This window comes from Streptomyces sp. NPDC021356 (assembly GCF_040641015.1).
Taxonomy (GTDB): domain Bacteria; phylum Actinomycetota; class Actinomycetes; order Streptomycetales; family Streptomycetaceae; genus Streptomyces.
In genome coordinates, this window is the sequence record NZ_JBFACU010000014.1 from 144,765 (window position 1) to 168,725 (window position 23,961).

Sequence of the window (23,961 nt, forward strand, 5' to 3'; positions counted from 1 at the left end):
CCGGCGGACAGCCGGGCGCCCTTCTTCTGTACCGATCGGACGTGGCCCAGGGCCCCAGCCCGGGCCTGACCGCCCCCGACCCGGCCGGTTCAGCCGGCCAGCAGCTTCTTGACCACGGCGGCGACGCGTCCGCCCTCGGCCTGCCCCGCGACCTTCGGGTTCACGATCTTCATGACCGCGCCCATGGCCCGCGGCCCCTCCGCACCGGCCGCCTTGGCCTCCTCGACCGCCTGGGCGACGATCGTGTGCAGCTCGTCGTCGGACAGCTGCTTGGGCAGGTACGCGGCGAGCACCTCGCCCTCCGCCTTCTCCCGCTCGGCCGACTCGGTACGACCGCCCTGCGCGAAGGCCTCGGCCGCCTCACGACGCTTCTTGGCCTCCTTGGTGATCACCTTGAGGACCTCGTCGTCGGACAGCTCGCGCTTCTCCTTGCCCGCGACCTCTTCCTTGGTGATCGCGGCGAGCGTCAGCCGGAGCGTCGCGGAGCGCAGCTCGTCGCGCTCCTTGATGGCGGCGTTGAGGTCGTCGTGCAGCTTCGACTTGAGCGTGGTCATGGACTTGATTGTCGCAGGTACGACGACCCCGCCGCGCGCTGATTTACGGGCCCCGGGGGCTGAAGGCGACGGGCCACGGGAGCTGAGGGCCGGACCGGCCACGGGGGACTGAAGGCCGGACCGGCACGGGGGACTGAAGGCCGGACCGGCACGGGGGACTGAAGGCGACCGGCGAGGGATGACGGGCGAACCGGTGCCACGGCCGGCTCGCCGGATTTCGTCGCAGCGGCTGATTTCCGCAGCAGGGTTCGGTTTTGAGACGATGGACACATGCGCGCGCGATACGGAGTTCCCCTGGGCATCACGGCGGTCGCGACCGCCGGTCTCCTCTACTCGGCCGGGTTCGAAGCCCGCTCCTTCCGCCTGCGGCGGGTGACGGTCCCGGTACTGCCCTCCGGCATGCGCCCCCTGCGTGTCCTGCAGGTCTCGGACATCCACATGGTCGGCGGCCAGCGCAAGAAGCAGCGCTGGCTGCGCTCGCTCGCCGGCCTGCGCCCGGACTTCGTGATCAACACGGGCGACAACCTCTCCGACCCGGAGGGTGTGCCGGAGGTCCTGGACGCGCTCGGCCCGCTGATGGAGTTCCCGGGCGCCTACGTCTTCGGCTCCAACGACTACTACGGCCCCAAGCCGCGCAACCCGGCCCGCTACCTGCTGGAGAAGGCGAGCGGTCGCCATGGCCTCAACGGCAACGCGCCCGTGGTCGGCGCCCTCCACAACCCGTGGGAGGACCTGCGCGACGGTTTCGACGCGGCGGGCTGGCTCAACCTCACGAACACCCGCGGCAACCTGAAGGTCGAGGGCGTCTCGGTCGAGCTGACCGGCCTGGACGATCCCCACATCAAGCGGGACCGCTACGCACGCGTGGCCGGCGGCCCGTCCAGCGGGGCGGACTTCTCCATGGGCGTGGTGCACGCCCCGTACCTGCGCGCCCTGGACGCCTTCGCGGCCGACGCCTACCCCCTGATCCTGGCCGGCCACACCCACGGCGGCCAGGTCTGCATCCCCTTCTACGGTGCCCTGGTCACCAACTGCGACCTGGACACCGACCGGGTCAAGGGCCTGTCCACCCACACGTCCGGGGGCCACACGTCCTACCTGCACGTCTCGGCGGGCTGCGGCACCAACCGCTACACGCCGGTCCGCTTCGCCTGCCCCCCGGAGGCGACGCTGCTGACGCTGGTGGGCAAGGACTGAGGAGAAGGGGGCGGAGGAGACGGAGAGGGCCGAGCAGGCGGAGGAGACGGAGAGGGCCGAGCGGGCGGAGGGGACGGAGAGGGCTGATCGCGCGGAGCGGGCGGAGGCCCAGGGGACACGTCCCGGCGGGGCCGGGGGTCCGCGGCCCGTAACCCACACAGCCCACCCAAATCGCCCGTCATGCCCCCGCTTCCTACCGTGAGGGCATGACCGCCCCGATACCTCCGGTCCCCCCGACGCCCTCGATCCCGAGGGACATACCGGGCCTCCCCGCGATCCCGGGCATCTCCGCACTGGCGCCCTCCGTCGTCCCCGCGACCGCCGTGGTGACTCCCGTACGGCGCCCGTGGACGGCGGCGTACCGCCTCCTGGTCGCCCTGACGGCAGCGGCGGCGGTGTCCGCCGAAATGGTCACCGGCTCGCCGCTGCACGTCCTGAGCCACTTCGCCGTCCAGGCCGTCCTCGTGCTCACCCTGGTCCTCACCCTCTCGGCCCGCCGCGCCTGGACGGCCCGCCGCCCCGCCCCCGCGGCCCTGACCGGAGCGGCCGTGCTCTACGTCACCATGAGCGCCCTGGTCTACCACCTGCTCCTGTCCGAGGCGTCACCGCCGTACTCGATCACGGACGCCCCCGCCACCCACCCGCTCTGGCAGTCGGCGGCCGGCTTCCTCCTGCACACGGCCGTCCCGGTCGCCGCCCTCCTGGACTGGCTCCTGCTGACCGCCCCGGCCCGCCTCCACCTGCGTCAGGCAGCTCCCTGGCTGCTCTACCCCCTGGCCTACCTGGCCTTCTCCCTGGCCCGCGGCGCACTGCTCCCCACCGGCACGGCGCACCGCTACCTGTACGCCTTCCTGGACGTCGGCCGGCACAGCTACAAACACGTCCTGGGCAACGCCCTCCTCCTGGGCCTCTCCTGCTACGCCCTCGCCCTCCTCCTCGTAGCCGTGGACCACGCCCGCCCCAACCCGGTCCGCCGCCGCATCAAAACCGGATTTCGCCTCAGGCCGCCGGTGGGCTAAAGTAAACGTCGTCGCCGCGACAAGCAGTGACATCGGGGTGTAGCGCAGCTTGGCAGCGCGCTTCGTTCGGGACGAAGAGGTCGTGGGTTCAAATCCCGCCACCCCGACAGCTGAAACAGCAGGTGAGGCGCCTACAGATTTCTGTAGGCGCCTTGCTTGTTTCTGCGTACGTGTCTCTCCGCGTTACCGGCGTTTCACGCCTGCTTGAGGAAGGGGGCGTGCGGAAGCGGGAGCAGTACGCGGAACGTGCAGCCTGCGCCGGGGGCGGTGTGGAGGTCGATACGGCCGCCGTGTGCCGCGACCAGGCCGTGGGCTATGGCCAGACCGAGGCCGGAGCCGCCGCCGGTGGCGCGGGTGCGGGTGCGGGAGCCGTCGGCCCGGTAGAAGCGGTCGAAGACACGGGCGCGTTCCGCAACGGTCAGGCGGGCCCCTGGTCGGCCACCTCCAGGGCGGCGTCCGCGTCGGTGGTGCCGACACCGATGCGGACCGGTGTGCCGGCGGGGGTGTGGGCGACGGCGTTGCCGACGAGGTTGGTGACGACCTGCCGCCGGCGTGCCTCGTCGGCCAGGGCCGGTGCGGTGGTGGGCTTGCCGCCGCCGGGGCCGGTGAGGGTGAGGGAGCGGGTGCCGTCCAGGGCGCGTACGGAGAGATCCTGGGAGCTTTCGGAGAACGCCCCGCCCCCGGCCCCCGGGGCCCCGCCTTCGATCTCCCGGGGCCCGGCCTCCGGCCTCCGGGACCCCGCCCCCGGCCTCCGGGACCCCGCCCTCCGGTGCCAGGGCCTCGCCCAGCCGCGCGAAGGCGGCTTCTTTCTACGCGGATTGCGCAATCCATAAACTGTCTTCATGGAGACAGTCGATATGACGGCGTGGGAGCCCGCGGTGCTCGACGGGGGTCCTGCGGACGGAATGCGGGTGGAGGTCGCCGGGCGGCCCCGGGTGGTGCAGGTGACCTATCCCTGCCGGGTGGAGGGTGAGCCGACCGGCGTGCGGGTGGAGGGGGTCCATCTGTACCGGCGGGCGCATGACGGGGATGGCGGTGGCGGGCCGGTGCGGTACGGGTTCGATGTGGCCAGTCCCTGAGCGGGGGCGCGGAGGGGGTGAGCGGCCGGCATGCGGGTACGCGTGGCGGACACCTCCTCACTTATTGCTAGCTTGCGCAATCTTGCAACCTTTAGGACTGTTCGTACGTCTCCTCTGTATGAGTCGGACGCAGGAACGCGCACGGATGGCCACTCCCACCAGCGACCCGTCATCCCGGCGCGGCAGAGGCGGCAGGAGCCGCGGCACCCGTGCGGGGCGGCGGCGCGGGCGGGGACCGTGGCGGACCGTGCTGATGGTCGCCCTGGCGGTCACCGTGCTCGGCACGGCCGGGCTGGGCTGGATCTACCTGAAACTGAACGGCGGCATCAACACGTTCGACGGGGACGGCCTGTCCAGGGACCGTCCGCAGGCCGGTTCCTCCCAGGGGGAGAACGTCCTGGTGATCGGGTCGGACGCGCGCAACGACGGCAACAGCGCGCTGGGCGGTGGCAGCAAGGACGACATCGGCCGGTCCGACACCGCCTTCCTGCTGCACGTCTACGCCGACCACCGGCACGCCATCGCGGTGTCGATCCCGCGGGACACCCTGGTCACCGTGCCGCCGTGCCGACTGCCCGACGGCTCGTGGAGCAAGGCGCAGGAGCACACCATGTTCAACGCCGCCTTCTCCGTCGGGCAGACGGAGAAGGGGAACCCGGCCTGCACCCAGAACACGGTGGAGACGCTCACCGGGCTGCGGGTCGATCACACCGTCGTCGTCGACTTCAAGGGGTTCGCGTCGCTGACGGACGTGGTCGGCGGAGTGCCGGTGTGCCTCCCGCAGGACATCTACCAGGGCGACCTCGACCCGCACCGCGCCACCAAGGGCGCCGTGATCTTCCGCAAGGGGCAGCAGACCGTCTCCGGGCAGAAGGCGCTCGACTACGTCCGCATACGCCACGGCATGGGCGACGGCTCCGACATCGGCCGCATCAAGCGTCAGCAGGCGTTCGTCTCCAGTCTGCTGAAGAAGATCAAGAGTGACGGGTTCTCCCCCACCAAGCTGCTGCCGCTCGCCACCGCCGCCACCCGGTCCATGACCGTCGACCCGGGGCTGGGGTCGGCCGCCAAGCTGGTCTCCTTCGCGATGTCCTTGCAGGACATCGACCTGCACAACACCAAGTTCGTGACCGTGCCCTGGCGTTACCAGGGCGCCCGGGTCGCGGTCGTCGAGCCGGACGCCTCCGACCTGTGGGCCGCGCTGAAGGCCGACCGCACGATCGACGGCAAGGACGCCCGTGGGAACGGCAAGGGAGCCGGGGGCGGCGGCAAGGGAGCCGGGGAAGGGGCTGCGGCTCTTCCGTCCTCGGCCGGTACCGGTCCCTCCTCGGCCGGTACCGGCTCGTCCGCTTCCGCCGGGGGCGTCTCCGGGGCCGGTATCGACGTCGCCGTCCTCAACGGCACCAGCACCCGCGGCCTCGCCGCCGAGGCCGCCGCCGAGCTCACGCGGCACGGCTTCACGGTCACCGCCACCGGCAACGCGCTCAGCAGGCAGCACACCACCACGGTCGTCGAGTACGGGGCCGGGCTGCGGAGCCGGGCCGAGACCGTCGCGCGCCTCTTCCCGGGGGCCGAGTTGCGTTCCGCCGGCGGCAGGGGCGTCGATGTCGTCGTGGGCTCCTCCTACACGGCGACGGAGGCGGCCGGACCTTCCACCCCGGCGGCGCCGCCCGGCACCGTCCCCGACTCGCTGGCCCACGACGCCCGTTCCGCGGACGACGACCTGTGCTCCGACCTGTCGTACGGGGACGGCGGCTGACGGCTGCGGACGGCGACTGACGGCGGCTGACGGCGGCTGACGGCTGCGGACGGCGACTGACGGCGACTGACGGCGGACAGACTCACGGACGCGGCCACGTCCGCGGAGATTTTTCCGGGCAGAACCATCCCTCCTGCCCTCCGTCACGTACCCAGTGGGTCAGTACGAGTCCAGACGGAGAGCAGGAGGCATGCCATGGCGATCTTCAAGGATCTCTTCCCTGCCAGCAGCCGCGACCACGGCGGGCACGGTGACCACGGCGGCCACGGTGACCACGGGGACCACGGGGACCACGGGCACGGCGAGGGCCACGGGCACGACGAATCCTCGATGAGGGGCCGTCGGCGTCGTTCGCGCGACGAGGACGACGACTTTGGCCGCCACGGCTGACACCGGACCGGCAGGGCCGGACGGAGCGGCTCCCCGGGGCGCCGCTCCGTTCGGCCGGCCCTGTCCACCCGGTCCGCCCCGTCTTCGCGGGCGGCCCGTGCTGCGGCGACTGCTGTCGGTGGGCTGCGGGGCAGGCGGCGAGACAGGCCGCGAGGCGGACGGCGCGTCGGGCGGCGAGGCCGTCGTCGCCGCCGCTCCCCCGCTGAGCCCGCGTGCGGCCTTCCGGCGTTTCTGGCCCTACACCCGCGGGCGGCGGGGCCGGCTCGTCCCCCTGGCGCTGTTCAGCCTGGCCTGGCCGCTCGTCGACGCGGGCGAACTGTGGCTGTTCAAGCTCCTGGTGGACGACGTGCTCGTCCCCCGGAACCTGACCCCCTTCCTCTGGATCGCCCCGGCATGCCTGGGACTCGTCGTCGTCTCCGGGGTCCTGGGGTTCACCGACGACATGATGTCCGCGTACACCAGCGAGAGCTTCCTGCTGGCGCTGCGCTCCGACGTCTTCCGGCACGTCCAGGGACTGTCGCTCGGGTTCTTCGAGCGGCGGCGGCTCGGGGACGTGCTGTCACGGATCACGGGGGATGTGGACGCCGTCGAGACGTTCCTGCTGTCGGGCGTGGCCGACGTCCTCTCGTACGTCCTCCAACTGGGCGTCTTCCTGGGAGTCCTGTTCTACCTGCGCTGGGACCTCACGCTGCTCGCGCTCGTCATCGTGCCGCTGTTCTGGGGCTCCGCGCGGCACTTCTCGCGTCTGGTCAAGGCGGCGTCCAGGGAGCGCAGGCGCCGCGGCGGCTCGCTCACGGCGGTCGCCGAGGAGTCGTTGGGCAACGTGGCCCTCGTGCAGGCGTACAACCGGCAGGCCTGGGAGGCGCGCCGCTTCGAACGCGAGAGCCTCGGCACCTTCCACGCCGCCATGGCCTCGACCCGGATCCGGGCCCTGTACCGGCCGCTCGTGGAACTGATCGAGATGTGCGGGGCGCTCGCCGTCATGGGCCTCGGCACCTGGAAACTGACCCAGGGCCAGCTCACCCTGGGCGGCCTCCTGGTCTTCCTGGCCCTGATCGGCAAGCTCTACGGCCCGGTGCGCGACCTGTCCCGCCTCGGCACCACCTTCTACGCCGCCTCCGCCTCCGCCGAACGCATCGTCGAACTGCTCGACCAGCGCCCCCAGGTCACCGAGGCGCCCCGCACCCGCCGGATCGGCCGGGCACGCGGTGAGATCGAGTTCGACGCGGTGAGCTTCCGCTACCCGGCGGCCGGCCCGAGCGGCGACACCGCGCCGGGACGCGAAGGCCCCCCGGGACGCGAAGGCCCCCCGGGACGCGAAGGCCGCCCGGGACGCGAAGGCCGCCCGGGACGCGAGGGCATCCCGTCCGGTCCCGCGGCCCCCTGGGCGCTCACCGACGTGTCCTTCCGCGTCTCCCCCGGCGAGACCCTGGCCCTGGTCGGAGCCAGCGGGGCCGGGAAGTCCACCGTGGCCAAGCTCCAGCTGCGCTTCTACGACCCCGACCTGGGCGCCGTACGCCTGGACGGCACCGACCTGCGGGACCTGGCCCTGGCCGACCTGCGCGAGAGTGTCGCGGTGGTCCTCCAGGAGACCCTCGTCCTGCACGGCACCGTGCGGGAGAACATCGCCTACGGCCGGCCCGGCGCCACCGAGTCCGAGATCTTCGCGGCGGCACGGGCGGCGCATGCCGACGAGTTCATCCGGCGGCTCCCGCAGGGATACGACACCACGGTCGGCCAGCGCGGCCGGACGCTCTCGGGCGGCCAGCGCCAGCGTCTGGCGATCGCCCGCGCGTTGATCAGGGACGCGCCCGTGCTGCTCCTGGACGAGCCCACCACCGGCCTCGACGCCGGATCCGGCCGCAGGATCATGGCCCCGCTGCGCCGCCTCATGTCGGGCCGGACGACCGTCGTCATCTCGCACAACCTGCTCACCGTCGCCGACGCCTCCCGGATCGTGGTGCTCGACCGCGGCCGGATCGCCGAGTGCGGCACCCACGACGAACTCCTCGGGCACGGCGGCGCGTACGCCCGGCTGCACCGGCTGCACGCCATGGCCGCTCCCTCCCGGGGGGCCGTACTGTCATGAGCCGCCCCCCGGCGGGCCCCGTGCTGGCCCCGGGCACCCGGCCGGTGCCCGGCTTCCGCGTCCTCGGGCACCTGGCCCGAACCGGATGGCTGGACGTGTACGACGCCTGGAGCGAGGAACGGGCCTGCCGGTGCGTCCTCAAGGTGCTGCGCCCCGACCGCCGTGCCGAGCAGGCGGCGGCCGAACGGCTGCTGCGGGAGGGCCGCTGGCTGTGCAACTTCACCCATCCGCACCTGGTCCGCGGGTACGAGGTCCGCACGGCACCGCAGCCGCTGGTCGTCCTGGAGACACTGACCGGGGAGACGCTGTCCCGTCTCGTCCACCGGCTGCGGCGGCGGCCGGCCGCCGCCGACGTGGCGCTCCTGGGGGTGCAGCTGTGCTCCGCGGTCCACTACCTGCACGGCCGCGGCCTGCTGCACCTCGATCTCAAGCCGTCCAACGTCGTCGTGGACCACGGCTGCGCGAAGGTGCTCGACCTCAGCGTGGCCCGGCCGCCCGGTCCCGCCCCGCCCGGGGTGGGCACCTTCTCCTACCTCGCGCCGGAGCAGGCACGCGGGGGATCGTTGACGGCCGCGGCGGACGTGTGGGGCATCGGCGTCACCCTGTACGAGACGGCCTGCGGCGACGTGCCCTTCGACCGCGGGGTGACCGTGCACAGCGGCAGCGGCAGCGGCCGGGACGGCGACGGTGGCATTGGCGTTGGCGGCGGCGGCGGTGGCACTGGCGTTGGCGACGGCGGCGGGGAGGGCCGGGGCTGGTATCCGCAGTTGGAGGCCGAGGCACCGCCGGTCTCGGCGCGGCGGCGCCTGCCTCGCGCGCTCGCCGCCGCCGTCGACGGCTGTCTGCGGCAGGACCCGGCAGCACGGCCCACGGTCCCCGAGCTGGCGGCGGCGCTGCGCGCGCTTGCTGAAGTGAGCGGGACCGGCTGCCGCTGATCAGCCCCTGCCGCGGCCGGCCGGGGTCAGCCGGAGTACGCCGAGGCGGTGGTGAAGTGGGTGCTCGCCAGCACCGTCCCGTCGGCGGACGTCAGCCGGGCCCCGGCGAGCGCCGAGCGGTCCATGGGCGGCGCCGGTGCCCCCCACGCGCCCTTGCCGTCGTACAGGTCGAAGGTGCCGACCCGGACGCCGCTGCCGTCCTGGCGCACCAGCACGCAGGAGACCTTGCCGGTGTACGCGGCACCGGCCGCGGTGAGATCGACCGTCATGTAGACCCAGCCGGGGGAGCCCGCGTGGGCGTACACCTCACCGGCCGGACGTCCGGACACCGGACGGACGGAGGTCAGCCCGCCCCACAGCAGGCCCGTCTCCCGGCCCGTGCCGGACGGAGCGGGGCCCGCCAGCGCGGACTCGACCGCCGTGCCGACCGACCAGCCGCCGAACCCGACGGCGAGGACGAAGGCCGTGGCGGCGGCGACGATCCGCGGCCGGATGCCGCGGCCCCGCAGCCCGGCCGCACGCGCACGCGCGCGCCCCAGGTGTCCCTCATGTCCCTCCCGCCCGTCGCGTCCCTCGCGCATCTGCGCGCCCCTGGTCAGCGCCTGCGCCACCCGGGTCTCGAACCCGACCGGTGGCTCGCTGCACGGGAGCAGCCCGATCAGCCGGTCGCCGACCTGGGTCAGCTGCCGGACGTGCTCCCGGCAGTCCGCGCACCCCTCCAGATGCGCCACGGCGCCGGCCCGCTCGCGGCCCGGCAGCACGCCAAGCGCCAGCTCGGCGCCGAAATCGCGCAGCTTCTCGCAGGTCACGTCACTGCTCATGGTCGCCTCGCCGGTCGGATTCGAGCGTGGTCCGCAGCTTCCCCATCGCCGCCCGGATCCGTGTCTTGGCGGTGCCCAGCGGGATCCCCTCCCGGTCTGCGATCTGCTGGGCGGTCATGCCGTAGATGCCCGCCATCACCAGGGCCCGGCCCTGTGCGGGCGGCAGCTCCGCCACCGCCGCCCGCAGCCGGGCCGACGCCTCGTCCGCCAGCGCGTGCTGCTCCGGGGTGTCGCTGACGGCGTCCAGGACCGCGTCGAGGTCCTCGGGCGCCACCGGTTCGGGGCGCCGGGCGCGGACGGCGTCGATGGCGAGGTTGTGGGCGATGGTGGTCAGCCAGGTGGTGACCGAACCGCGCCGCGAGTCGTAGATCTGCGCGTGGTGCCACGCCCGTTCGAAGGTCTGCTGGGCGATGTCCTCGGCCAGTTGCGGATCACCGGTGACGGCGATGGCGACGCCGTAGACCCGGTGCTGGAACCGCCGCACGAAGCTGACGGCGAGTTCCGGGTCACCGGTGGCCAGCCCGGAGAGCAGAGCCTCGTCCGGGAGACGACCCACAGGGAACCGGAACCTTGACATATCCGTACATACGGCCTGTCCGTGGCGAGGGATTGCCGACCGTGCGCGACCCCTCTGTCCGATTCTCCCGGATTCCCCGGAGCTCGAGCCGCTGGAACCACCTGCCCCCGTAGGGCAGTCTTTTCCCTCGTGGGGAGCGTTCCGTATCAAGGTGGTGCGCCGGGCGGCACGGGGGCGCACATGGTGGTGTGCGGGGACGACGGGCTCGCGCACCGTCTGGCCGCCGAGCTGCGCGGTGTGTACGGCGAGCAGGTCACGCTGGTCGTGCCTGCCTCCGAGCGCGCGGTACGGCCGCCGGTGGTCGGCCGTGCGCGGTCCGCCTCGGCGCTGCTGGACCGGGTGGTGAGCGCCGCCGTGGGCCGGACCGGCGGGAACGGCGGGAACGCTCACGCGGGCGCCGGTCCCGGTGGCGCCGGCGGCGGGGGCGGCAGTGGGACCGGCGGCGGGGCCGGTGGTGGTGCGGACCGGGTGGTGGAAGCGGCCGAGCCGACCGAGGCCGTGCTCCTGGACGCCGGGGTGGAGCGGGCGACCGCGCTGGCCCTCGTGTACGACGACGACGAGACCAACATCCGGGCCGCGCTCACCGTCCGGCGGCTCAACCCGAGACTGCGGCTCGTCCTGCGCCTGTACAACCGGCGGCTCGGGCAGCACATCGAGGAACTCCTGGACCAGGCCGCCGCGTTGGCGACCGGCGACAGCGACGCCCCGCTCGCCGGCGACGCGTCCACGACCGTGCTGTCGGACGCCGACACGGCCGCGCCCGCGCTGGCCGCCGGTGCGGTCGTCGGCACCAGCAAGGTCGTGCAGACCGAGGGGCTGCTGCTGCACGCGGTCGAACGGCCGCCGCCCGCGCCGGGGCAGGTCGCCGACCCCGGGCTGTGCACGCTGGCCCTGCTGTCGGCGACCAGCAGCGATCCGGCCGGTGCCGACGGGTCCGAGGCCAGCGGGGAGCAGCGGCCCCGGCTGCTGCCGGACGCGGCGGCGGTACGGGAGGCCACCGGGCGCGGCACGGTGGTGCTGGAGCAGGTGTCGTACGCCGCCGGGCCTCCCCTGCCGTCCGGGCGCGGGGTCGGTGTCGTCCCGCCGCTCACGTCGTTGTTCTCGCGGCGCCTGCGGTGGTCGGTGGCGGGTCTCGTGGCGTGCGTGTTCGCGCTCGCGGTGGCGTTGTGGCTGGTCACGGGGGTACGTCCGCTGGGCGCGCTGTATCTGACGCTGCTCGACCTGTTCGCCATCGACGACCCGGCGATCGGGCAGACGGTGGGACGGCAGGTGCTCCAACTGCTGTCCGGCCTTGTGGGGCTGCTGCTGCTGCCGGTGCTGCTCGCCGCGGTGCTGGAGGCGCTGGGGACCTTCCGGTCGGGGTCCGCGCTGCGCAGGCCGCCGCGCGGACTCGGCGGGCACGTGGTGCTCCTCGGGCTGGGCAAGGTCGGCACGCGGGTGCTGACGCGGCTGCGGGAACTCCAGGTCCCGGTGGTGTGCGTGGAGTCGGATCCGGAGGCGCGGGGGCTGGCGACGGCGCGGCGGCTGCGGGTGCCCGTGGTGCTCGGGGACGTCACGCAGGAGGGCGTGCTGGAGGCCGCGAAGATCCACCGCGCGCACGCGCTGCTCGCGGTGACGAGCGCGGACACGACGAACCTGGAGGCCGTGCTGTACGCGCGGTCGGTACGGCCCGACCTGCGGGTGGTGCTGCGGCTGTACGACGACGACTTCGCGACGGCGGTCTACCGGACGCTGCGGGCTGCGCATCCGCGGGCGCGGACGCGCAGCCGGAGCGTGACGCACCTGGCGGCCCCCGCGTTCGCCGGGGCGATGTTCGGGCGGCAGATCCTGGGGGCGGTCCCGGTGGAGCGGCGGGTGCTGCTGTTCGCGTCCGTGGACGTCGGCGGGCATCCGCAGCTGGAGGGCAGGACGGTCGCGGAGGCGTTCCGGGCGGGGTACTGGCGAGTGCTGGCGCTGGAGGCGGGCGCGCCGGGCGGGGCCGGGGAGCGGCGCGAGCCCGCCGCCCAGGAGGCGGCGGGGGGCACGGAGCCCCTGCCGGGTCGGGCGGCCGGGCCGCGGTGGAACCTGCCCGACACGTACGTCCTGCGGAAGGAGGACCGGGTCGTCCTGGCGGCGACCCGGCGCGGACTCGCGGAGCTGCTGGGCCGGCGGGGGCGGGAGGAACGGGAAGGCGCGGTGTAGGAGGCCGCGGCCGGGGCCTCCCGCACCGCCTCCCACCGGAGGCCCGTGGCCTTTCCCGCACCCTCCCCGCCGGAGCCCCGCGGCCCCCCGCACCGCCCCCCACCGGAGACCCCTGGCCTCCCGCGCCGTCCCCCACCGGAGCCCCGCGGCCCCCGCACCGCCCCTCTCCTCCCGAGGCCGGGGCGGCTACTTCGGCAGATGGCGTTCGGCGAAGTCCAGTTCGAGCCGGACCTGTTTGATGCGCTCGTCGACCACCAGCGAGCCGTGGCCGGCGTCGTAGCGGTAGACCTCGTGGACGGCGTCGCGGGACGCGAGGCGCTTGACGTAGTTGTCGATCTGGCGGATGGGGCAGCGGGGGTCGTTGACCCCGGCGGAGATGTAGACGGGGGCCCTGACCTGGTCCACGTAGGTGAGCGGGGAGGAGGCCTCGAAGCGCTCGGGGACCTCTTCCGGGGTGCCGCCCAGCAAGGTGCGGTCCATGGCCTTCAGGGCCTCCATCTCGTCGTGGTACGCCGTGACGTAGTCGGCGACCGGGACCGCCGCGATGCCCAGGGTCCACGCGTCCGGCTGGGTGCCGACGCCCAGGAGGGTGAGGTAGCCGCCCCAGGAGCCGCCGGTGAGGATCAGCCGGTCCGGGTCGGCGAGGCCCGAGGTGATCGCCCACTGGCGGACCGCGGCGATGTCCTCCAGCTCGATCAGGCCGACCCGGTGCTTCAGGGCGTCCGTCCAGGCCCGGCCGTAGCCCGTGGAGCCCCGGTAGTTGACGCGGACCACCGCGTAGCCGTGGTCGACCCAGGCGGCCGGGCCGGCGGCGAAGGAGTCGCTGTCGTGCCAGGTGGGGCCGCCGTGGATGTCGAAGACCGTGGGGAGCGGACCGGTGGCGCCCGCCGGTTTCTGCACGAGGGCGTGGATGCGGCCGCCGGGGCCCTCCACCCAGACGTCCTCCACCGGGACCGAGCCGGGGGACTTCATGCCGGGCGGATCGAGGACCACCCGGCCGTTCGTCGACCGGACCGCCGAGGGCTCGGCCGCCGACGACCACAGGTACTCCACGCTGCCGTCGGGGCGGGCCGACGCCCCCGAGACGGTGCCCGGCGGGGTGGGGATCCTGGTCAGCTCGCGGGTCGCCGGGTCGTAGCGGAACAGCTCGCTGCGGGCCTCGAAGCTGTGGGCGACGAGCAGGCCGCCGCCGTCCGGGTACCACTCGGCGCTCACGTCGCCGGGCAGGTCGAGGGCCAGGTCGGTCTCCTCGCCCGTCGCCACGTCCCAGACCAGCGGCTCCCAGCGGCCCCTGCGCTGGTGGCCGACGAGCAGCCGGGTGTCCCCGTCGACCGGGGCGAAGCCCAGCACTTCGAGGCCCAGCTCGACGGTGCCGCCCTTGGTGTCGTCCAGCTCGGCGACCGCCGTGCCGTCCGGGCGCAGCACGCGCAGCGCCGAGTGCATCGCGTCGCCGTGCTCGGTGTGCTCGATCGCGATGAGGCCGCCGTCGTGGGAGAGGTCGCCGACGCCCGCCGACTCGCGGTGGCGGTAGATCTCCGCCGGGGCCTCGCCCGAGCCCACGCGCGCGAGGTGGATCGTCGTGCCGTCCTCGTCCGTGGAGCGGCCCACGACCGCCGTACGCCCGTCCCGGCCGAGTGCCAGGCCGGCCGGGTAGGAGGGGTCAAGGCCCGGCACGGCGGCCTCGTCGGGGCCGCCGTCGAACGGCTGGCGGCGCCAGATGCCGAACTCGTCGCCGTCCTTGTCGTCGAACCACCAGATCCACGCGCCGTCCGGGGAGAGCACGCCGTCCGTGGTGCCGTTCGGCCGGTGGGTGGCCTGGCGCTGGGCGCCGCTCGCCCGGTCCCAGGCGTACAGCTCGTACGTCCCCGTCGCGTTCGACACGAACAGGGAGCGGTCCGGTGCGTCCTCCGCCCAGTCGGGCAGGGACACCCGGGGCGCCCGGAAGCGCTTCTCCCAGTCCGGCAGCCCCGGCCCCCGGGACGCGCCCGGACTCGCCGGCGTATCCACGGTCACCCCTGCCCCCTGTCCCGGGCCCTGTTCCGGCCCCCGCGTCTTTGCCGCGTCCTCGGTCCGCCCCTGCCGGCTCCGCCCGCTCTGCCGAGCCTGCGCCCCGGGCCCGTTGCTCTCAGTCATGGCCCCATAGTGCCTGGCCCGACCGACAACGTGCCGCCAGGTTCCCCAGCCTGTGGAAAACATTCGACACGGCCCCCCTCCACGCTCACCCGCCTGTGGAAAACTCTGACCCCGCGGCCTGCCGCGCCGGGCGGGCACCGTACGGTTGAGCCGTGTACCGGTTTCTTCTGACGCCCCGCTGGTGGGGCATCAACGTGTTCGTGCTGCTCGCGATCCCGTTCTGCGTCTTCATGGGATCGTGGCAGCTGAGCCGGTTCGACGCGCGCGTGGAGGACCACCGCGCCCTCACGGAGCAGTCCGCCACCGCCCGTACGCAGGCGCCGCGCCCGCTGGCGGGGCTGCTCCCCGTCGACAAGCGGACCTCGGGCATGCGGGCCACCGCGACCGGCCGGTACGGCAAGCAGCTGCTGGTCCCGGACCGCGTGCTGGACGGCAGGAGCGGGTACTACGTCCTGACGCTGCTGCGCACCGACTCCGGCAAGGCGCTGCCCGTCGTCCGCGGCTGGCTGCCGGGTGACGCGGACGCGGCGAAGGCCCCCGCGCCGCCCACCGGCGAGGTCACCGTCACCGGGGCGCTCCAGGCCTCCGAGTCACCCGGTGACAACGGGGCGGGTGCGCAGGGCGGCCTGCCGGCCGGGCAGACCGGGGCGATCAGCGCGGCCTCGCTGGTCAACCTCGTGCCGTACGACGTGTACGACGCGTGGGTCACGCTCGACGAGGCCGACTCCGGGATGAAGGCGGTGCCCGCGAAGGCGCCCGAGGGCAGCGGGCTGGACCTGAAGGCGTTCCAGAACCTCGGGTACACCGGTGAGTGGTTCGTCTTCGCCGGGTTCGTGGTCTTCATGTGGTTCCGGCTGGTCCGGCGCGAGGTGGAGACCGCACGCGACGCCGCGCTCGGCCTGGCGCCCGAGGACTCCGGGGCTCCCGGGGACCCGCGGGGTCCCGGCGGGCCCGGCGGATCCCCGGAAGAGCACCCCGCCACGGTCTGACCCGCCGGTCCGGCGGATGTCCGGCCGGTCCGGCGGACACGACACGCCGTGGCACGGCGGGGTCCCGCCCCGACCGGCCTACGGCGTCGTCGTCGCCAGCACTCCGGTCCGGTAGACCGTGCCCGCGCAGGCGTCCGGTACCGTCGCCGAGACCTCCGGTGAGCCGGCCTCCGGGGTGTGCGAGACCACGACGCTCCCGTCCGCCTTGCCGCCGCCGTCCTCCCGGACGAGCTGGGGCGCCGTACCCGCGCCCGTACCGGTCTCCGGGCCCGTGGCCGTGCCGCCCTCGGTGCTCGCCTCCTGGGTCGGCGACGGGCCGGACGACGGATTGCCCGTCTCCGTGCCGCCCGCAGCGCCGGTGCCGCCGCTGCCCCCGGATCCGCCGTCGCCGCCGGTGGGGCAGGCGTCGGAGGGGACCCAGGCGAACTTCACCTCGTACCCCGTCCCCGGGGACAGGACCAGTGCCGCGGATTCCGTGGACGGGTCGGGCAGGCCGGCCGCCGCGTCCCCCGCCGTGTGCTGCACCACGCTGACCCGGGAGGCGTCGGCCGCGCCCTCGGTGAGCGTGGTGACCGAGCCCGGGCCGCCCACGGTGCAGTTGCCGGGCGAGACGTTGGTGACATGGAAGGTGCCGTACACGGCGCCGGCCGCGTCGGGGGCGCTGACGGTGGCGGTGGCGGAACCCAGCTGGGCGGCCGTGCAGACCGGGGCGCCGGTGCGGACGGGAGCGGAGGGGCTGCCCGTGGCGCCGGGGGCGCTGCCCGGTACGGGGGCCTTGCTGTCCTTGGTGTCGTCCTTCTTGCCGCCGGTCCGCTTGCCGGTCGGACGGTCCGAGGACGCGCCGGCGGTGCTCGTCCCGCCGTCCGCGTCCTTGCCCGCCCCGGCGCCGCCCTGGGCCTGCGAGGCCTGGCCCGCGATGGCCGGGTCCGCGGTGGAGCCGGTGGACTGCGACACGTGGACGAGGGCCGGGACGGCGGTGCCCAGGAACAGGGCGGCGGCGGCCATGCCGACGGCGGCCTGCCGTTTGCGGGCCCGCCGCGCCGGAACCGCGCGCCGCAGGTGCTCCAGCGTCTCCTCGCGCGGCTCGACGTCCTCGACCGCCCGGTGCAGCATCCGGCGCAGCGCCAGCTCGTCCGGGGCAAGCCCTCCGGGGGCATCGCCCTCGGGACCAGCGGGCGCCCTCGAGCCCGGGTCCTTCGAGACCGGATCCTTCGATTCCGGGCCCACGGGGCCAGGGCCGTCCGAGACCGGGTCCACGAAGCCCGGGCCCTTCAGGGCCGGGTCCTCAGAGACCGAGCCCTCCGATACCGAGCCCACGGAGCCCGGGCCCACGGGACCAGGCCCCTTCGCGGCGGCCCCCTCCGATACCGAGCCCTTCGAATCCGGGCCCACAGGCTCCGAGTCCTCCGAGACCGGATCCTCGAAGCCCGGGCCCTTCAGGGCGGGCCCCTCCGAAACCGGGCCCACGGGGCCAGGGTCCTCCGAGACCGGCTCCTTCAAGACCCGGCCCACGAGATCCGGGCCCTTCGAGTCCGGGTCCTTCGCTTCAGGGCCCTTCGTTTCAGGGCTCTCGTTCACGGTTGCGTTCCCAGCGTGCGACGGCGTGTGGTGGTGCTCTTCCTGCTGCCCCGGCTCGTGCCACGCGTAGGGCTCGTGGCGTTCGTGCGAGTCGCGTCCCTCGGCGTTCTCCCTCATGCCCGCGCCTCCATGGTGATGCGCAGCGCGGCGATGCCGCGCGAGCCGTACGCCTTCACCGACCCGAGGGATATGCCGAGGGTCTCGGCGACCTGTGCCTCGGTCATGTCGGCGAAGTAGCGCAGCACCAGCACCTCGCGCTGCCTGCGCTGCAACCCCTTCATCGCCTTGATCAGCGAGTCGCGCTCCAACTGGTCGTAGGCGCCCTCCTCCGCGCTGGCCATGTCCGGCATGGGCTTGGACAGCAGCTTCAGGCCGAGGATGCGGCGGCGCAGCGCCGAACGGGAGAGGTTCACGACCGTCTGGCGCAGGTAAGCGAGCGTCTTCTCCGGGTCACGGACGCGCTTGCGGGCGGAGTGGACGCGGATGAACGCCTCCTGGACGACGTCCTCGCAGGAGGCCGTGTCGTCGAGGAGGAGCGCCGCCAGGCCCAGCAGAGAGCGGTAGTGGGCGCGGTAGGTCTCGGTGAGGTGGTCGACGGTGGTGCCGGCCGCCACGGTCTCCTCGACGGCGTCACGCTGGTTCGGTATGCGGGTGGGCCGCGCCGCGGGCATGGGGGCGATCACCGGCATGCCACCGGCCGGGCCGGGCGCGCCGGCCGGGCGGGGCGCGCCCGGCGGGCCGGACATACCGGGGAGACCGGGGATGCCGGGGATGCCGGGGATCCCGGGGATCCCGGGTCTACGCGGTCGGAGCGCCGCGCGGGGCGGCCGCAGAGCGGCGCCGCGGGTCGCCGCACTGAAGTCGAGTACCTCTGCCACGCCAGTTGGACACGTCTGCCCCCTCGGGGGTTGTACGCGCCGGACGCCGGTTCTGCGCCGGCCGGGCCCGGTGGCGCGTCCGACGACGTTCTCGCGTCAGGCGGCACAACAGCCGGTGCCCCACATGCCCTCATGTGTCCCGCTCTTCCCCTATGTCGCGGCGTGCCGCGAAGCGACCGGGGCGTCCCCACGCCCCGCAGCGTCCCCACGCCCCCGAAAGGCGACCGCAAAGACGCCTCCCGCCCTGCGCGCGGTTGCGGAGGGCGGGAGGGGAAATCTTCGGACGCCGGGGCAGCAGGGTTCAAGTGGCCTGGACCGACAACTGGTCCACACCTCTTACACAGATCCTACAAAGGGACCCGGCTGTGGCCATGCCTTTTCCGTCCGTCATATGACGGGGGCTCACTCCGCCTGAGCGGCCACCAGTTCGGCGATCTGCGCCATGTTGAGCGCGGCACCCTTGCGCTGGTTGTCGCCGCAGACGAAGAGTTCGAGCGCCGTGGGGTCGTCGAGCGCGCGCCGCACCCGCCCGACCCAGGTGGGGTCGGTGCCGACCACGTCGGCCGGGGTGGGGAACTCGCCCGCCGCGGGATCGTCGTAGAGCACGACGCCGGGTGCGGTCGCGATGATCTCGCGGGCCTTGTCGACGGTGACGTCGTTCTCGAAACGGGCGTGCACGGTGAGGGAGTGCGTGGTGACCACCGGCACGCGTACGCAGGTGACGGCGACCGGCAGCCGGGGCAGGCCGAGGATCCTGCGGGACTCGTCGCGCAGCCTCATCTCCTGCGAGGACCAGCCGTCGTCGCACAGCGCCCCGGCCCACGGCACCACGTTCAGCGCCACCGGCTCGGGGAAGGGCCCGGTGTCGTCGCCGACGGCCCGCCGCACGTCACCGGGGCCGGTCCCCAGCTCCGTACCGGCGACCAGGGACAGCTGGCGGCGCAGCGTCTGCACGCCCGCCTGCCCGGCCTGGCTCACCGCCTGGTACGAGGAGACCACCAGCTCGCGCAGCCCGAACTCGGCGTGCAGCGCCCCCAGGGCCACGATCATGGTCAGGGTGGTGCAGTCGGGGCTGGCGACGATGGAGCGCGGACGGCGCCGCAGCGCGTGCGCGTTGACCTCGGGAACCACCAGCGGCACGTCCGGGTCGGCGCGGAAGGCACCGGAGTTGTCCACGACGACCGCGCCCCGGGCGGCGGCCACCGGGACCCACCGGGCGGCCACCTCGCCGGGGACGTCGAACAGGGCGATGTCCACCCCGTCGAAGGCGTCCTCGCTCAGCGCGAGGACCTCGACCTCCTCGCCGCGCACGGCCAGCTTGCGGCCGGCCGAGCGCGGGGAGGCGATCAGGCGGATCTCGCCCCAGACGTCCGCGCGCTGGGACAGGATCCGCAGCAGGACCGTGCCGACGGCTCCGGTCGCTCCCACGACCGCGAGCGTCGGTCGTACGGTCATCGTCGTACGCCTCCGTGCCCGGGGCCCCGGCGGTGCACGGTCATCGCCCGGTGCCGCCGTAGACGACGGCCTCGTCGCTGTCGGAGTCGAGCCCGAAGGCGGTGTGCACGGCGCGCACGGCCTCCGCCACGTCGTCCTTGCGGGTGACCACCGAGATGCGGATCTCGGAGGTCGAGATCAGCTCGATGTTCACGCCCGCGTCGGACAGCGCGGTGAAGAAGTCGGCCGTGACGCCCGGGTTGGTCTTCATCCCCGCGCCGACCAGGGAGATCTTGCCGATCTGGTCGTCGTAGCGCAGCGAGTCGAAGCCGATGCCGGAGCGGTTCTTCTCCAGCGCGTCGATGGCCTTGCGGCCCTCGGCCTTGGGGAGCGTGAAGGAGATGTCCGTCAGGCCGGTGGAGGCGGCGGACACGTTCTGCACGACCATGTCGATGTTGATCTCGGCATCGGCGATCGTACGGAAGATGGAGGCGGCCTCGCCGGGCTTGTCCGGCACGCCGACGACCGTGATCTTGGCCTCGGAGGTGTCGTGCGCGACACCGGAGATGATGGCCTGCTCCACCTGCTGTTCCCCTTGCTCACTCGGCTGCCGAATCGGCTCGCTGCTGACCCACGTGCCCTGCAGCCCGCTGAAGGAGGAGCGGACGTGGATCGGGATGTTGTACCGGCGGGCGTACTCCACACACCGGTGGAGCAGCACCTTGGACCCGGACGCGGCCAGTTCGAGCATGTCCTCGAACGAGATCCAGTCGATCTTCCGGGCCTTCTTCACCACCCGCGGGTCGGCGGTGAACACGCCGTCCACGTCGGTGTAGATCTCGCACACCTCGGCGTCGAGGGCGGCGGCCAGCGCCACGGCCGTGGTGTCGGACCCGCCGCGCCCCAGCGTGGTGATGTCCTTCTTGTCCTGGCTCACGCCCTGGAAACCGGCGACGATGGCGATGTTGCCCTCGTCCAGCGCGGTCCGGATGCGGCCGGGCGTGACATCGATGATCCGGGCTTTGTTGTGGACCGAGTCGGTGATGACACCTGCCTGGCTGCCGGTGAAGGACTGGGCCTCGTGGCCCAGGTTCTTGATCGCCATGGCCAGCAGAGCCATGGAGATCCGCTCCCCGGCGGTCAGCAGCATGTCGAACTCCCGCCCGGCAGGCATCGGGGATACCTGCTCGGCGAGATCGATCAGCTCGTCCGTCGTGTCGCCCATCGCGGAGACCACGACAACCACCTGGTTGCCGTTCTTCTTGGCTTCCACGATCCGCTTGGCGACGCGCTTGATGCCCTCGGCATCGGCTACGGAGGAGCCTCCGTACTTCTGCACGACAAGGCCCACGTGCGCTCCTCGCTCAGTCCGTGTCTGTCGCACCTGCGCGTGTGCAGTGCGGTCGACTCAGTCTATCGAGCGTCCGAATTTCCCCTCTGCGATACCGCATGCTGAGACCTCCGGAGCCCGCTTACCAGGACGGCTCATGCCCAGGGGGCGGACCCGCACGCGGAACGTGGGCGGCGTCACAGTCGTCGCGGCGCCGCCGGACGAGGAGGCGAACGCCGTCCTACTGCGCCCCGTGCAGCCCCAGCGGGGTGCCGATCTCCTCCGCCATGACCTGGCCCGCCTCGAACTCCAGGGTCTCGTCGCCCATCGCCTGGTCCGTGTCGAGGCCGTCGAGCTCCTCCAGCGGCTGGTCGAGGCGGACGTGCGCCACGAGGGACTGCAGGGCCCGCAGGGTCGCGGAGGCGACGCCGCCCCAGTTGGAGAAGTAGGAGAACTGCCACCACCACAGCGCCTCGGTGGTGCGGCCCGCGCGGTAGTGGGCCATGCCGTGACGCAGGTCGTTGACGACGTCGGCGAGGTCGTCGGAGATACGGGCGGGGACCGGGGCGCGGCGCGGCTCGTAGGGGTCGAAGACCTCGGAGTAGACGTCGATGGGCTCCAGGAGCCGGGCCAGGTTCTCGCGGAGGACGTCCACGTCCTGCTCGGGGCCCGGGTCGGGCTCGTAGCGCTCGTCGGGGACGATGTCCTCGTGCGCGCCGAGCCGGCCGCCGGCCAGCAGGAGCTGGGAGACCTCCAGGAGGAGGAAGGGCACCGCGGAGTCCGGTTCGTCGCCCTTGGCGACCTCGGTGACGGCGACCAGGAAGCTCTCGATCTGGTCGGCGATCTGGACCGCGAAGTCGTCGGGGTTCTGGCTGGTCGCATGCAGCGTGGCGTCAGACATCTAGGAGTCGTCTCCCCTCGAAGGCGCGGCCGAGGGTGACCTCGTCCGCGTACTCCAGGTCGCCACCCACCGGGAGGCCGCTGGCCAGGCGGGTGACCTTCAGGCCCATGGGCTTGATCATGCGGGCGAGGTACGTCGCCGTCGCCTCGCCTTCCAGATTCGGGTCCGTGGCCAAAATCAGTTCCGTGACCGTGCCGTCCGCGAGGCGGGCCAGCAGCTCACGGATGCGCAGGTCGTCCGGGCCCACGCCCTCGATCGGGCTGATCGCCCCGCCCAGGACGTGGTAGCGGCCGCGGAACTCGCGCGTGCGCTCGATCGCGACGACGTCCTTGGGCTCCTCGACGACGCAGATGACGGCGGGGTCGCGGCGGCTGTCGCGGCAGATGCCGCACAGCTCCTCCTGCGCCACGTTGCCGCAGACGGCGCAGAAGCGGACCTTCGCCTTCACCTCCGTCAGGGCCTGGGCGAGCCGCCGCACGTCCGCCGGCTCCGCCTGCAGGATGTGGAAGGCGATCCGCTGCGCGCTCTTGGGACCGACGCCGGGCAGTCGCCCCAGTTCGTCGATGAGGTCCTGGACCACGCCTTCGTACACCGGACCGCCGTCCTTCCTGTGTGGTGCTTCGGTACGTACGGTAGTTGCCCGCGGGCCGCCTAGAAAGGCAGCCCGGGGATGCCGCTGCCGCCGCCGAGGCCCTGTGCCAGCGGACCGAGCTTCTGCTGCTGGAGGGTCTGGGCGTTCTCGTTGGCCGCGTGGACGGCGGCGACGATCAGGTCCGCGAGGGTCTCGGTGTCCTCGGGGTCCACCGCCTTCGGGTCGATCTTCAGGGCGCGCAGCTCGCCGGCGCCGGTGACGGTGGCCTTCACCAGGCCGCCGCCCGACTGCCCGTCGACCTCGGTCTGCGCCAGTTCCTCCTGGGCCCGCTGCAGGTCCTCCTGCATCTTCTGGGCCTGCTGGAGCAGCTGCTGCATGTTGGGCTGGCCACCACCGGGAATCACGATCAGCTCCTGCTTTCGTACGGCACGTCCGGATGACCGGATGGTCCGGGCGTCCGGGCGGGGTCCGTCCGCCGGTGCCTTCGGCGTTTCCCCGCTGGCACGAGCCTACGTGGTCCGGGCGGGCGGCGCCCCGCCACTCTTTCGGGTGAGTCTCGGGTGAGTCCTATACCTGATCAAGGCCCTCTTCCGGGCGGAAAAGCGGTGCTTCCGTCCTCTTCGCCACCCGTTGGGGGGTAGGAAGGGGTCGGCGCGTCAGCCAGTGCCACAGCCCGTGGTCGGAACGTCGACCAGGTTGATCGGAAAGTGGTCAGCAGAGCGTCACAGCACGTGATCAGTAGGGAGTGCCGGGTGGGTCAGCCGGAGATGCAGCCCGAGCGTCCGCCTCGGGACAGGCGGGGCGACGAAGCGGCCGGGCTGCGGCCGGGGGACCTGGCCGGACGGGCCCTCCCGCTCGGCGACTGGGGCGATCCCGCCCAGCGGCTGGAGGAGCTGTACCGGTGGGTGGAACACGGCGCGCTCCGGACCGCCACCCGCTACCTGGCGGAGCGGGTGTGGAAACGGCGCGGGGCGCGGGCCCTGCGCTGCGGGACGGCGGCCGGCGCGGTGGCCGGGGCGGCGCTGCCCCTGCTGGACCTCACCGGGGTGCTGGGCGGGGTGGCGCCGTGGGGCTGTCTGGCACTGCTGCTGTCGGCGGCGTGCGTCGGGACCGACCGGTACTTCGGGGTGACCTCGGGATGGATGCGGGACGTGGCGACGGCGCAGGCCGTGCAGCGGCGCCTGCAGACGCTCCAGTTCGACTGGGCGTCCGAGTGCGTGCGGGAGGTGCTGGGCCCGGCCGAGGGGACGGCGGGCGAGGCCGCGGAGCGGTGCCTGGCGGTGCTGCGGCGGTTCTCGGAGGACGTGACCGAGTTGGTGCGCACCGAGACGGCCGACTGGATGGTGGAGTTCCGCGTCGGGGCGGTGCCGATGGGGCTCCGGGACGCCGCTCCCGGCGGCGGCCGGCCGGAGCTGGGCGGCACCGGCCCGGGCCGCTTTCCGCTGCCGCCGGGCGGCACCCGGCCGAACATGCCCCGGCAGCGGCCGCCGGAACCCCGGTGAGGAGCCGGGGACCGGCGGTCGTG

At 73.5% G+C, this 23,961-nt stretch carries 21 protein-coding genes, 1 tRNA gene and 1 pseudogene; 11 read left to right on the top strand and 12 right to left on the bottom strand.

Annotated elements, in window-relative coordinates; genetic code table 11:
• Positions 1-89: 89 nt before the first annotated feature.
• Complete coding sequence (locus tag AB0G56_RS20685) at positions 90-554, bottom strand: GatB/YqeY domain-containing protein (protein WP_360971199.1); 465 nt, start codon at positions 552-554, stop codon at positions 90-92.
• A gap of 270 nt (positions 555-824) precedes the next feature.
• On the opposite strand from AB0G56_RS20685, the gene AB0G56_RS20690 reads away from it, so the two are divergent.
• From AB0G56_RS20690 to AB0G56_RS20700, 3 genes are all read left to right on the top strand, one after another.
• On the top strand, positions 825-1,751 hold the full coding sequence (locus tag AB0G56_RS20690; RefSeq protein ID WP_360971202.1) for a metallophosphoesterase: 927 nt from the start codon (positions 825-827) through the stop codon (positions 1,749-1,751).
• Positions 1,752-1,957: 206 nt separating this feature from the next.
• Complete coding sequence (locus AB0G56_RS20695; RefSeq protein ID WP_360971205.1) at positions 1,958-2,770, top strand: Pr6Pr family membrane protein; 813 nt, start codon at positions 1,958-1,960, stop codon at positions 2,768-2,770.
• A 33-nt stretch (positions 2,771-2,803) separates the two neighbouring features.
• Positions 2,804-2,877 (top strand) — tRNA-Pro (locus AB0G56_RS20700).
• Between the two features lie 87 nt (positions 2,878-2,964).
• Here AB0G56_RS20700 and AB0G56_RS20705 read toward each other — a convergent pair.
• Positions 2,965-3,437: pseudogene (locus tag AB0G56_RS20705) on the bottom strand (sensor histidine kinase); the annotation flags it as partial.
• 175 nt (positions 3,438-3,612) lie between these two features.
• Between AB0G56_RS20705 and AB0G56_RS20710 the strand changes: the two are divergent.
• The 5 genes from AB0G56_RS20710 to AB0G56_RS20730 all read left to right on the top strand — a co-directional run bounded on the left by AB0G56_RS20710 (position 3,613) and on the right by AB0G56_RS20730 (position 9,022).
• Complete coding sequence (locus tag AB0G56_RS20710) at positions 3,613-3,849, top strand: hypothetical protein (protein ID WP_360971207.1); 237 nt, start codon at positions 3,613-3,615, stop codon at positions 3,847-3,849.
• A gap of 253 nt (positions 3,850-4,102) precedes the next feature.
• Positions 4,103-5,608, top strand: coding sequence for an LCP family protein (locus tag AB0G56_RS20715; protein WP_360971433.1), 1,506 nt, complete (start codon positions 4,103-4,105; stop codon positions 5,606-5,608).
• Positions 5,609-5,803: 195 nt separating this feature from the next.
• Positions 5,804-5,998, top strand: a complete 195-nt coding sequence (locus tag AB0G56_RS20720) for a hypothetical protein (protein WP_360971210.1) — start codon at positions 5,804-5,806, stop codon at positions 5,996-5,998.
• A 97-nt stretch (positions 5,999-6,095) separates the two neighbouring features.
• A complete protein-coding gene (locus AB0G56_RS20725) occupies positions 6,096-8,087 on the top strand; it encodes an ABC transporter ATP-binding protein (protein ID WP_360971212.1) in 1,992 nt (663 codons plus the stop codon).
• Positions 8,084-9,022, top strand: a complete 939-nt coding sequence (locus AB0G56_RS20730; RefSeq protein WP_360971215.1) for a serine/threonine-protein kinase — start codon at positions 8,084-8,086, stop codon at positions 9,020-9,022. The genes AB0G56_RS20725 and AB0G56_RS20730 overlap by 4 nt, the downstream gene beginning before the upstream one ends.
• A 26-nt stretch (positions 9,023-9,048) precedes the next feature.
• Here AB0G56_RS20730 and AB0G56_RS20735 read toward each other — a convergent pair whose 3' ends face one another.
• Both AB0G56_RS20735 and AB0G56_RS20740 read right to left on the bottom strand, forming a co-directional pair.
• Complete coding sequence (locus tag AB0G56_RS20735) at positions 9,049-9,843, bottom strand: hypothetical protein (protein ID WP_360971218.1); 795 nt, start codon at positions 9,841-9,843, stop codon at positions 9,049-9,051.
• Positions 9,833-10,420, bottom strand: coding sequence for a sigma-70 family RNA polymerase sigma factor (locus tag AB0G56_RS20740; RefSeq protein WP_360971221.1), 588 nt, complete (start codon positions 10,418-10,420; stop codon positions 9,833-9,835). Before AB0G56_RS20740 ends, AB0G56_RS20735 begins: the two co-directional genes overlap by 11 nt.
• A gap of 180 nt (positions 10,421-10,600) precedes the next feature.
• Here AB0G56_RS20740 and AB0G56_RS20745 point away from each other — a divergent pair, with 180 nt between their 5' ends.
• On the top strand, positions 10,601-12,601 hold the full coding sequence (locus AB0G56_RS20745; RefSeq protein WP_360971224.1) for an NAD-binding protein: 2,001 nt from the start codon (positions 10,601-10,603) through the stop codon (positions 12,599-12,601).
• 186 nt (positions 12,602-12,787) lie between these two features.
• Here AB0G56_RS20745 and AB0G56_RS20750 read toward each other — a convergent pair whose 3' ends face one another.
• The gene (locus AB0G56_RS20750; RefSeq protein ID WP_360971436.1) at positions 12,788-14,608 is read right to left on the bottom strand and encodes a prolyl oligopeptidase family serine peptidase; all 1,821 of its coding nucleotides are present in this window, start codon (positions 14,606-14,608) and stop codon (positions 12,788-12,790) included.
• Positions 14,609-14,886: 278 nt separating this feature from the next.
• Here AB0G56_RS20750 and AB0G56_RS20755 point away from each other — a divergent pair, with 278 nt between their 5' ends.
• The gene (locus tag AB0G56_RS20755; RefSeq protein WP_360971226.1) at positions 14,887-15,723 is read left to right on the top strand and encodes an SURF1 family protein; all 837 of its coding nucleotides are present in this window, start codon (positions 14,887-14,889) and stop codon (positions 15,721-15,723) included.
• A gap of 78 nt (positions 15,724-15,801) precedes the next feature.
• Here AB0G56_RS20755 and AB0G56_RS20760 read toward each other — a convergent pair whose 3' ends face one another.
• The 7 genes from AB0G56_RS20760 to AB0G56_RS20790 all read right to left on the bottom strand — a co-directional run bounded on the left by AB0G56_RS20760 (position 15,802) and on the right by AB0G56_RS20790 (position 22,840).
• Positions 15,802-16,836 (bottom strand): hypothetical protein, encoded by a 1,035-nt coding sequence (locus AB0G56_RS20760; RefSeq protein WP_360971229.1) that lies wholly within the window; start codon positions 16,834-16,836, stop codon positions 15,802-15,804.
• Positions 16,837-17,414: 578 nt separating this feature from the next.
• Entirely contained in the window at positions 17,415-18,047 is a 633-nt protein-coding gene (locus tag AB0G56_RS20765) for a SigE family RNA polymerase sigma factor (protein WP_360971232.1), read from the bottom strand.
• Positions 18,048-18,581: 534 nt separating this feature from the next.
• Positions 18,582-19,634, bottom strand: a complete 1,053-nt coding sequence (locus AB0G56_RS20770; protein ID WP_360971234.1) for an aspartate-semialdehyde dehydrogenase — start codon at positions 19,632-19,634, stop codon at positions 18,582-18,584.
• 40 nt (positions 19,635-19,674) lie between these two features.
• Positions 19,675-20,964, bottom strand: coding sequence for an aspartate kinase (locus AB0G56_RS20775; protein ID WP_360971236.1), 1,290 nt, complete (start codon positions 20,962-20,964; stop codon positions 19,675-19,677).
• A gap of 220 nt (positions 20,965-21,184) precedes the next feature.
• Positions 21,185-21,844 (bottom strand): DUF5063 domain-containing protein, encoded by a 660-nt coding sequence (locus AB0G56_RS20780; protein ID WP_360971239.1) that lies wholly within the window; start codon positions 21,842-21,844, stop codon positions 21,185-21,187.
• Positions 21,837-22,436: a recombination mediator RecR gene (gene recR / locus AB0G56_RS20785; protein WP_037850715.1), complete on the bottom strand. Its 600-nt coding sequence runs from the start codon at positions 22,434-22,436 to the stop codon at positions 21,837-21,839. The genes AB0G56_RS20780 and recR overlap by 8 nt, the downstream gene beginning before the upstream one ends.
• 59 nt (positions 22,437-22,495) lie before the next feature.
• Complete coding sequence (locus AB0G56_RS20790; protein ID WP_360971242.1) at positions 22,496-22,840, bottom strand: YbaB/EbfC family nucleoid-associated protein; 345 nt, start codon at positions 22,838-22,840, stop codon at positions 22,496-22,498.
• Between the two features lie 348 nt (positions 22,841-23,188).
• On the opposite strand from AB0G56_RS20790, the gene AB0G56_RS20795 reads away from it, so the two are divergent.
• Positions 23,189-23,938: an SLATT domain-containing protein gene (locus tag AB0G56_RS20795; RefSeq protein ID WP_360971245.1), complete on the top strand. Its 750-nt coding sequence runs from the start codon at positions 23,189-23,191 to the stop codon at positions 23,936-23,938.
• Positions 23,939-23,961 lie beyond the last annotated feature (23 nt).

Excerpts from the sequence above, each read along its gene's own strand:
- AB0G56_RS20730 (WP_360971215.1), top strand. The coding sequence starts at position 8,084 with ATGAGCCGCCCCCCGGCGGGCCCCGTGCTGGCCCCGGGCACCCGGCCG.
- AB0G56_RS20760 (WP_360971229.1), bottom strand. The coding sequence starts at position 16,836 with ATGCTGCACCGGGCGGTCGAGGACGTCGAGCCGCGCGAGGAGACGCTG.
- AB0G56_RS20765 (WP_360971232.1), bottom strand. The coding sequence starts at position 18,047 with ATGTCCGGCCCGCCGGGCGCGCCCCGCCCGGCCGGCGCGCCCGGCCCG.
- AB0G56_RS20690 (WP_360971202.1), top strand. The coding sequence starts at position 825 with ATGCGCGCGCGATACGGAGTTCCCCTGGGCATCACGGCGGTCGCGACC.
- AB0G56_RS20710 (WP_360971207.1), top strand. The coding sequence starts at position 3,613 with ATGGAGACAGTCGATATGACGGCGTGGGAGCCCGCGGTGCTCGACGGG.
- AB0G56_RS20685 (WP_360971199.1), bottom strand. The coding sequence starts at position 554 with ATGACCACGCTCAAGTCGAAGCTGCACGACGACCTCAACGCCGCCATC.
- AB0G56_RS20770 (WP_360971234.1), bottom strand. The coding sequence starts at position 19,634 with ATGACCGTACGACCGACGCTCGCGGTCGTGGGAGCGACCGGAGCCGTC.
- AB0G56_RS20720 (WP_360971210.1), top strand. The coding sequence starts at position 5,804 with ATGGCGATCTTCAAGGATCTCTTCCCTGCCAGCAGCCGCGACCACGGC.
- AB0G56_RS20715 (WP_360971433.1), top strand. The coding sequence starts at position 4,103 with ATGGTCGCCCTGGCGGTCACCGTGCTCGGCACGGCCGGGCTGGGCTGG.
- AB0G56_RS20780 (WP_360971239.1), bottom strand. The coding sequence starts at position 21,844 with ATGTCTGACGCCACGCTGCATGCGACCAGCCAGAACCCCGACGACTTC.
- AB0G56_RS20695 (WP_360971205.1), top strand. The coding sequence starts at position 1,958 with ATGACCGCCCCGATACCTCCGGTCCCCCCGACGCCCTCGATCCCGAGG.
- AB0G56_RS20735 (WP_360971218.1), bottom strand. The coding sequence starts at position 9,843 with ATGAGCAGTGACGTGACCTGCGAGAAGCTGCGCGATTTCGGCGCCGAG.
- AB0G56_RS20740 (WP_360971221.1), bottom strand. The coding sequence starts at position 10,420 with ATGTCAAGGTTCCGGTTCCCTGTGGGTCGTCTCCCGGACGAGGCTCTG.
- AB0G56_RS20745 (WP_360971224.1), top strand. The coding sequence starts at position 10,601 with ATGGTGGTGTGCGGGGACGACGGGCTCGCGCACCGTCTGGCCGCCGAG.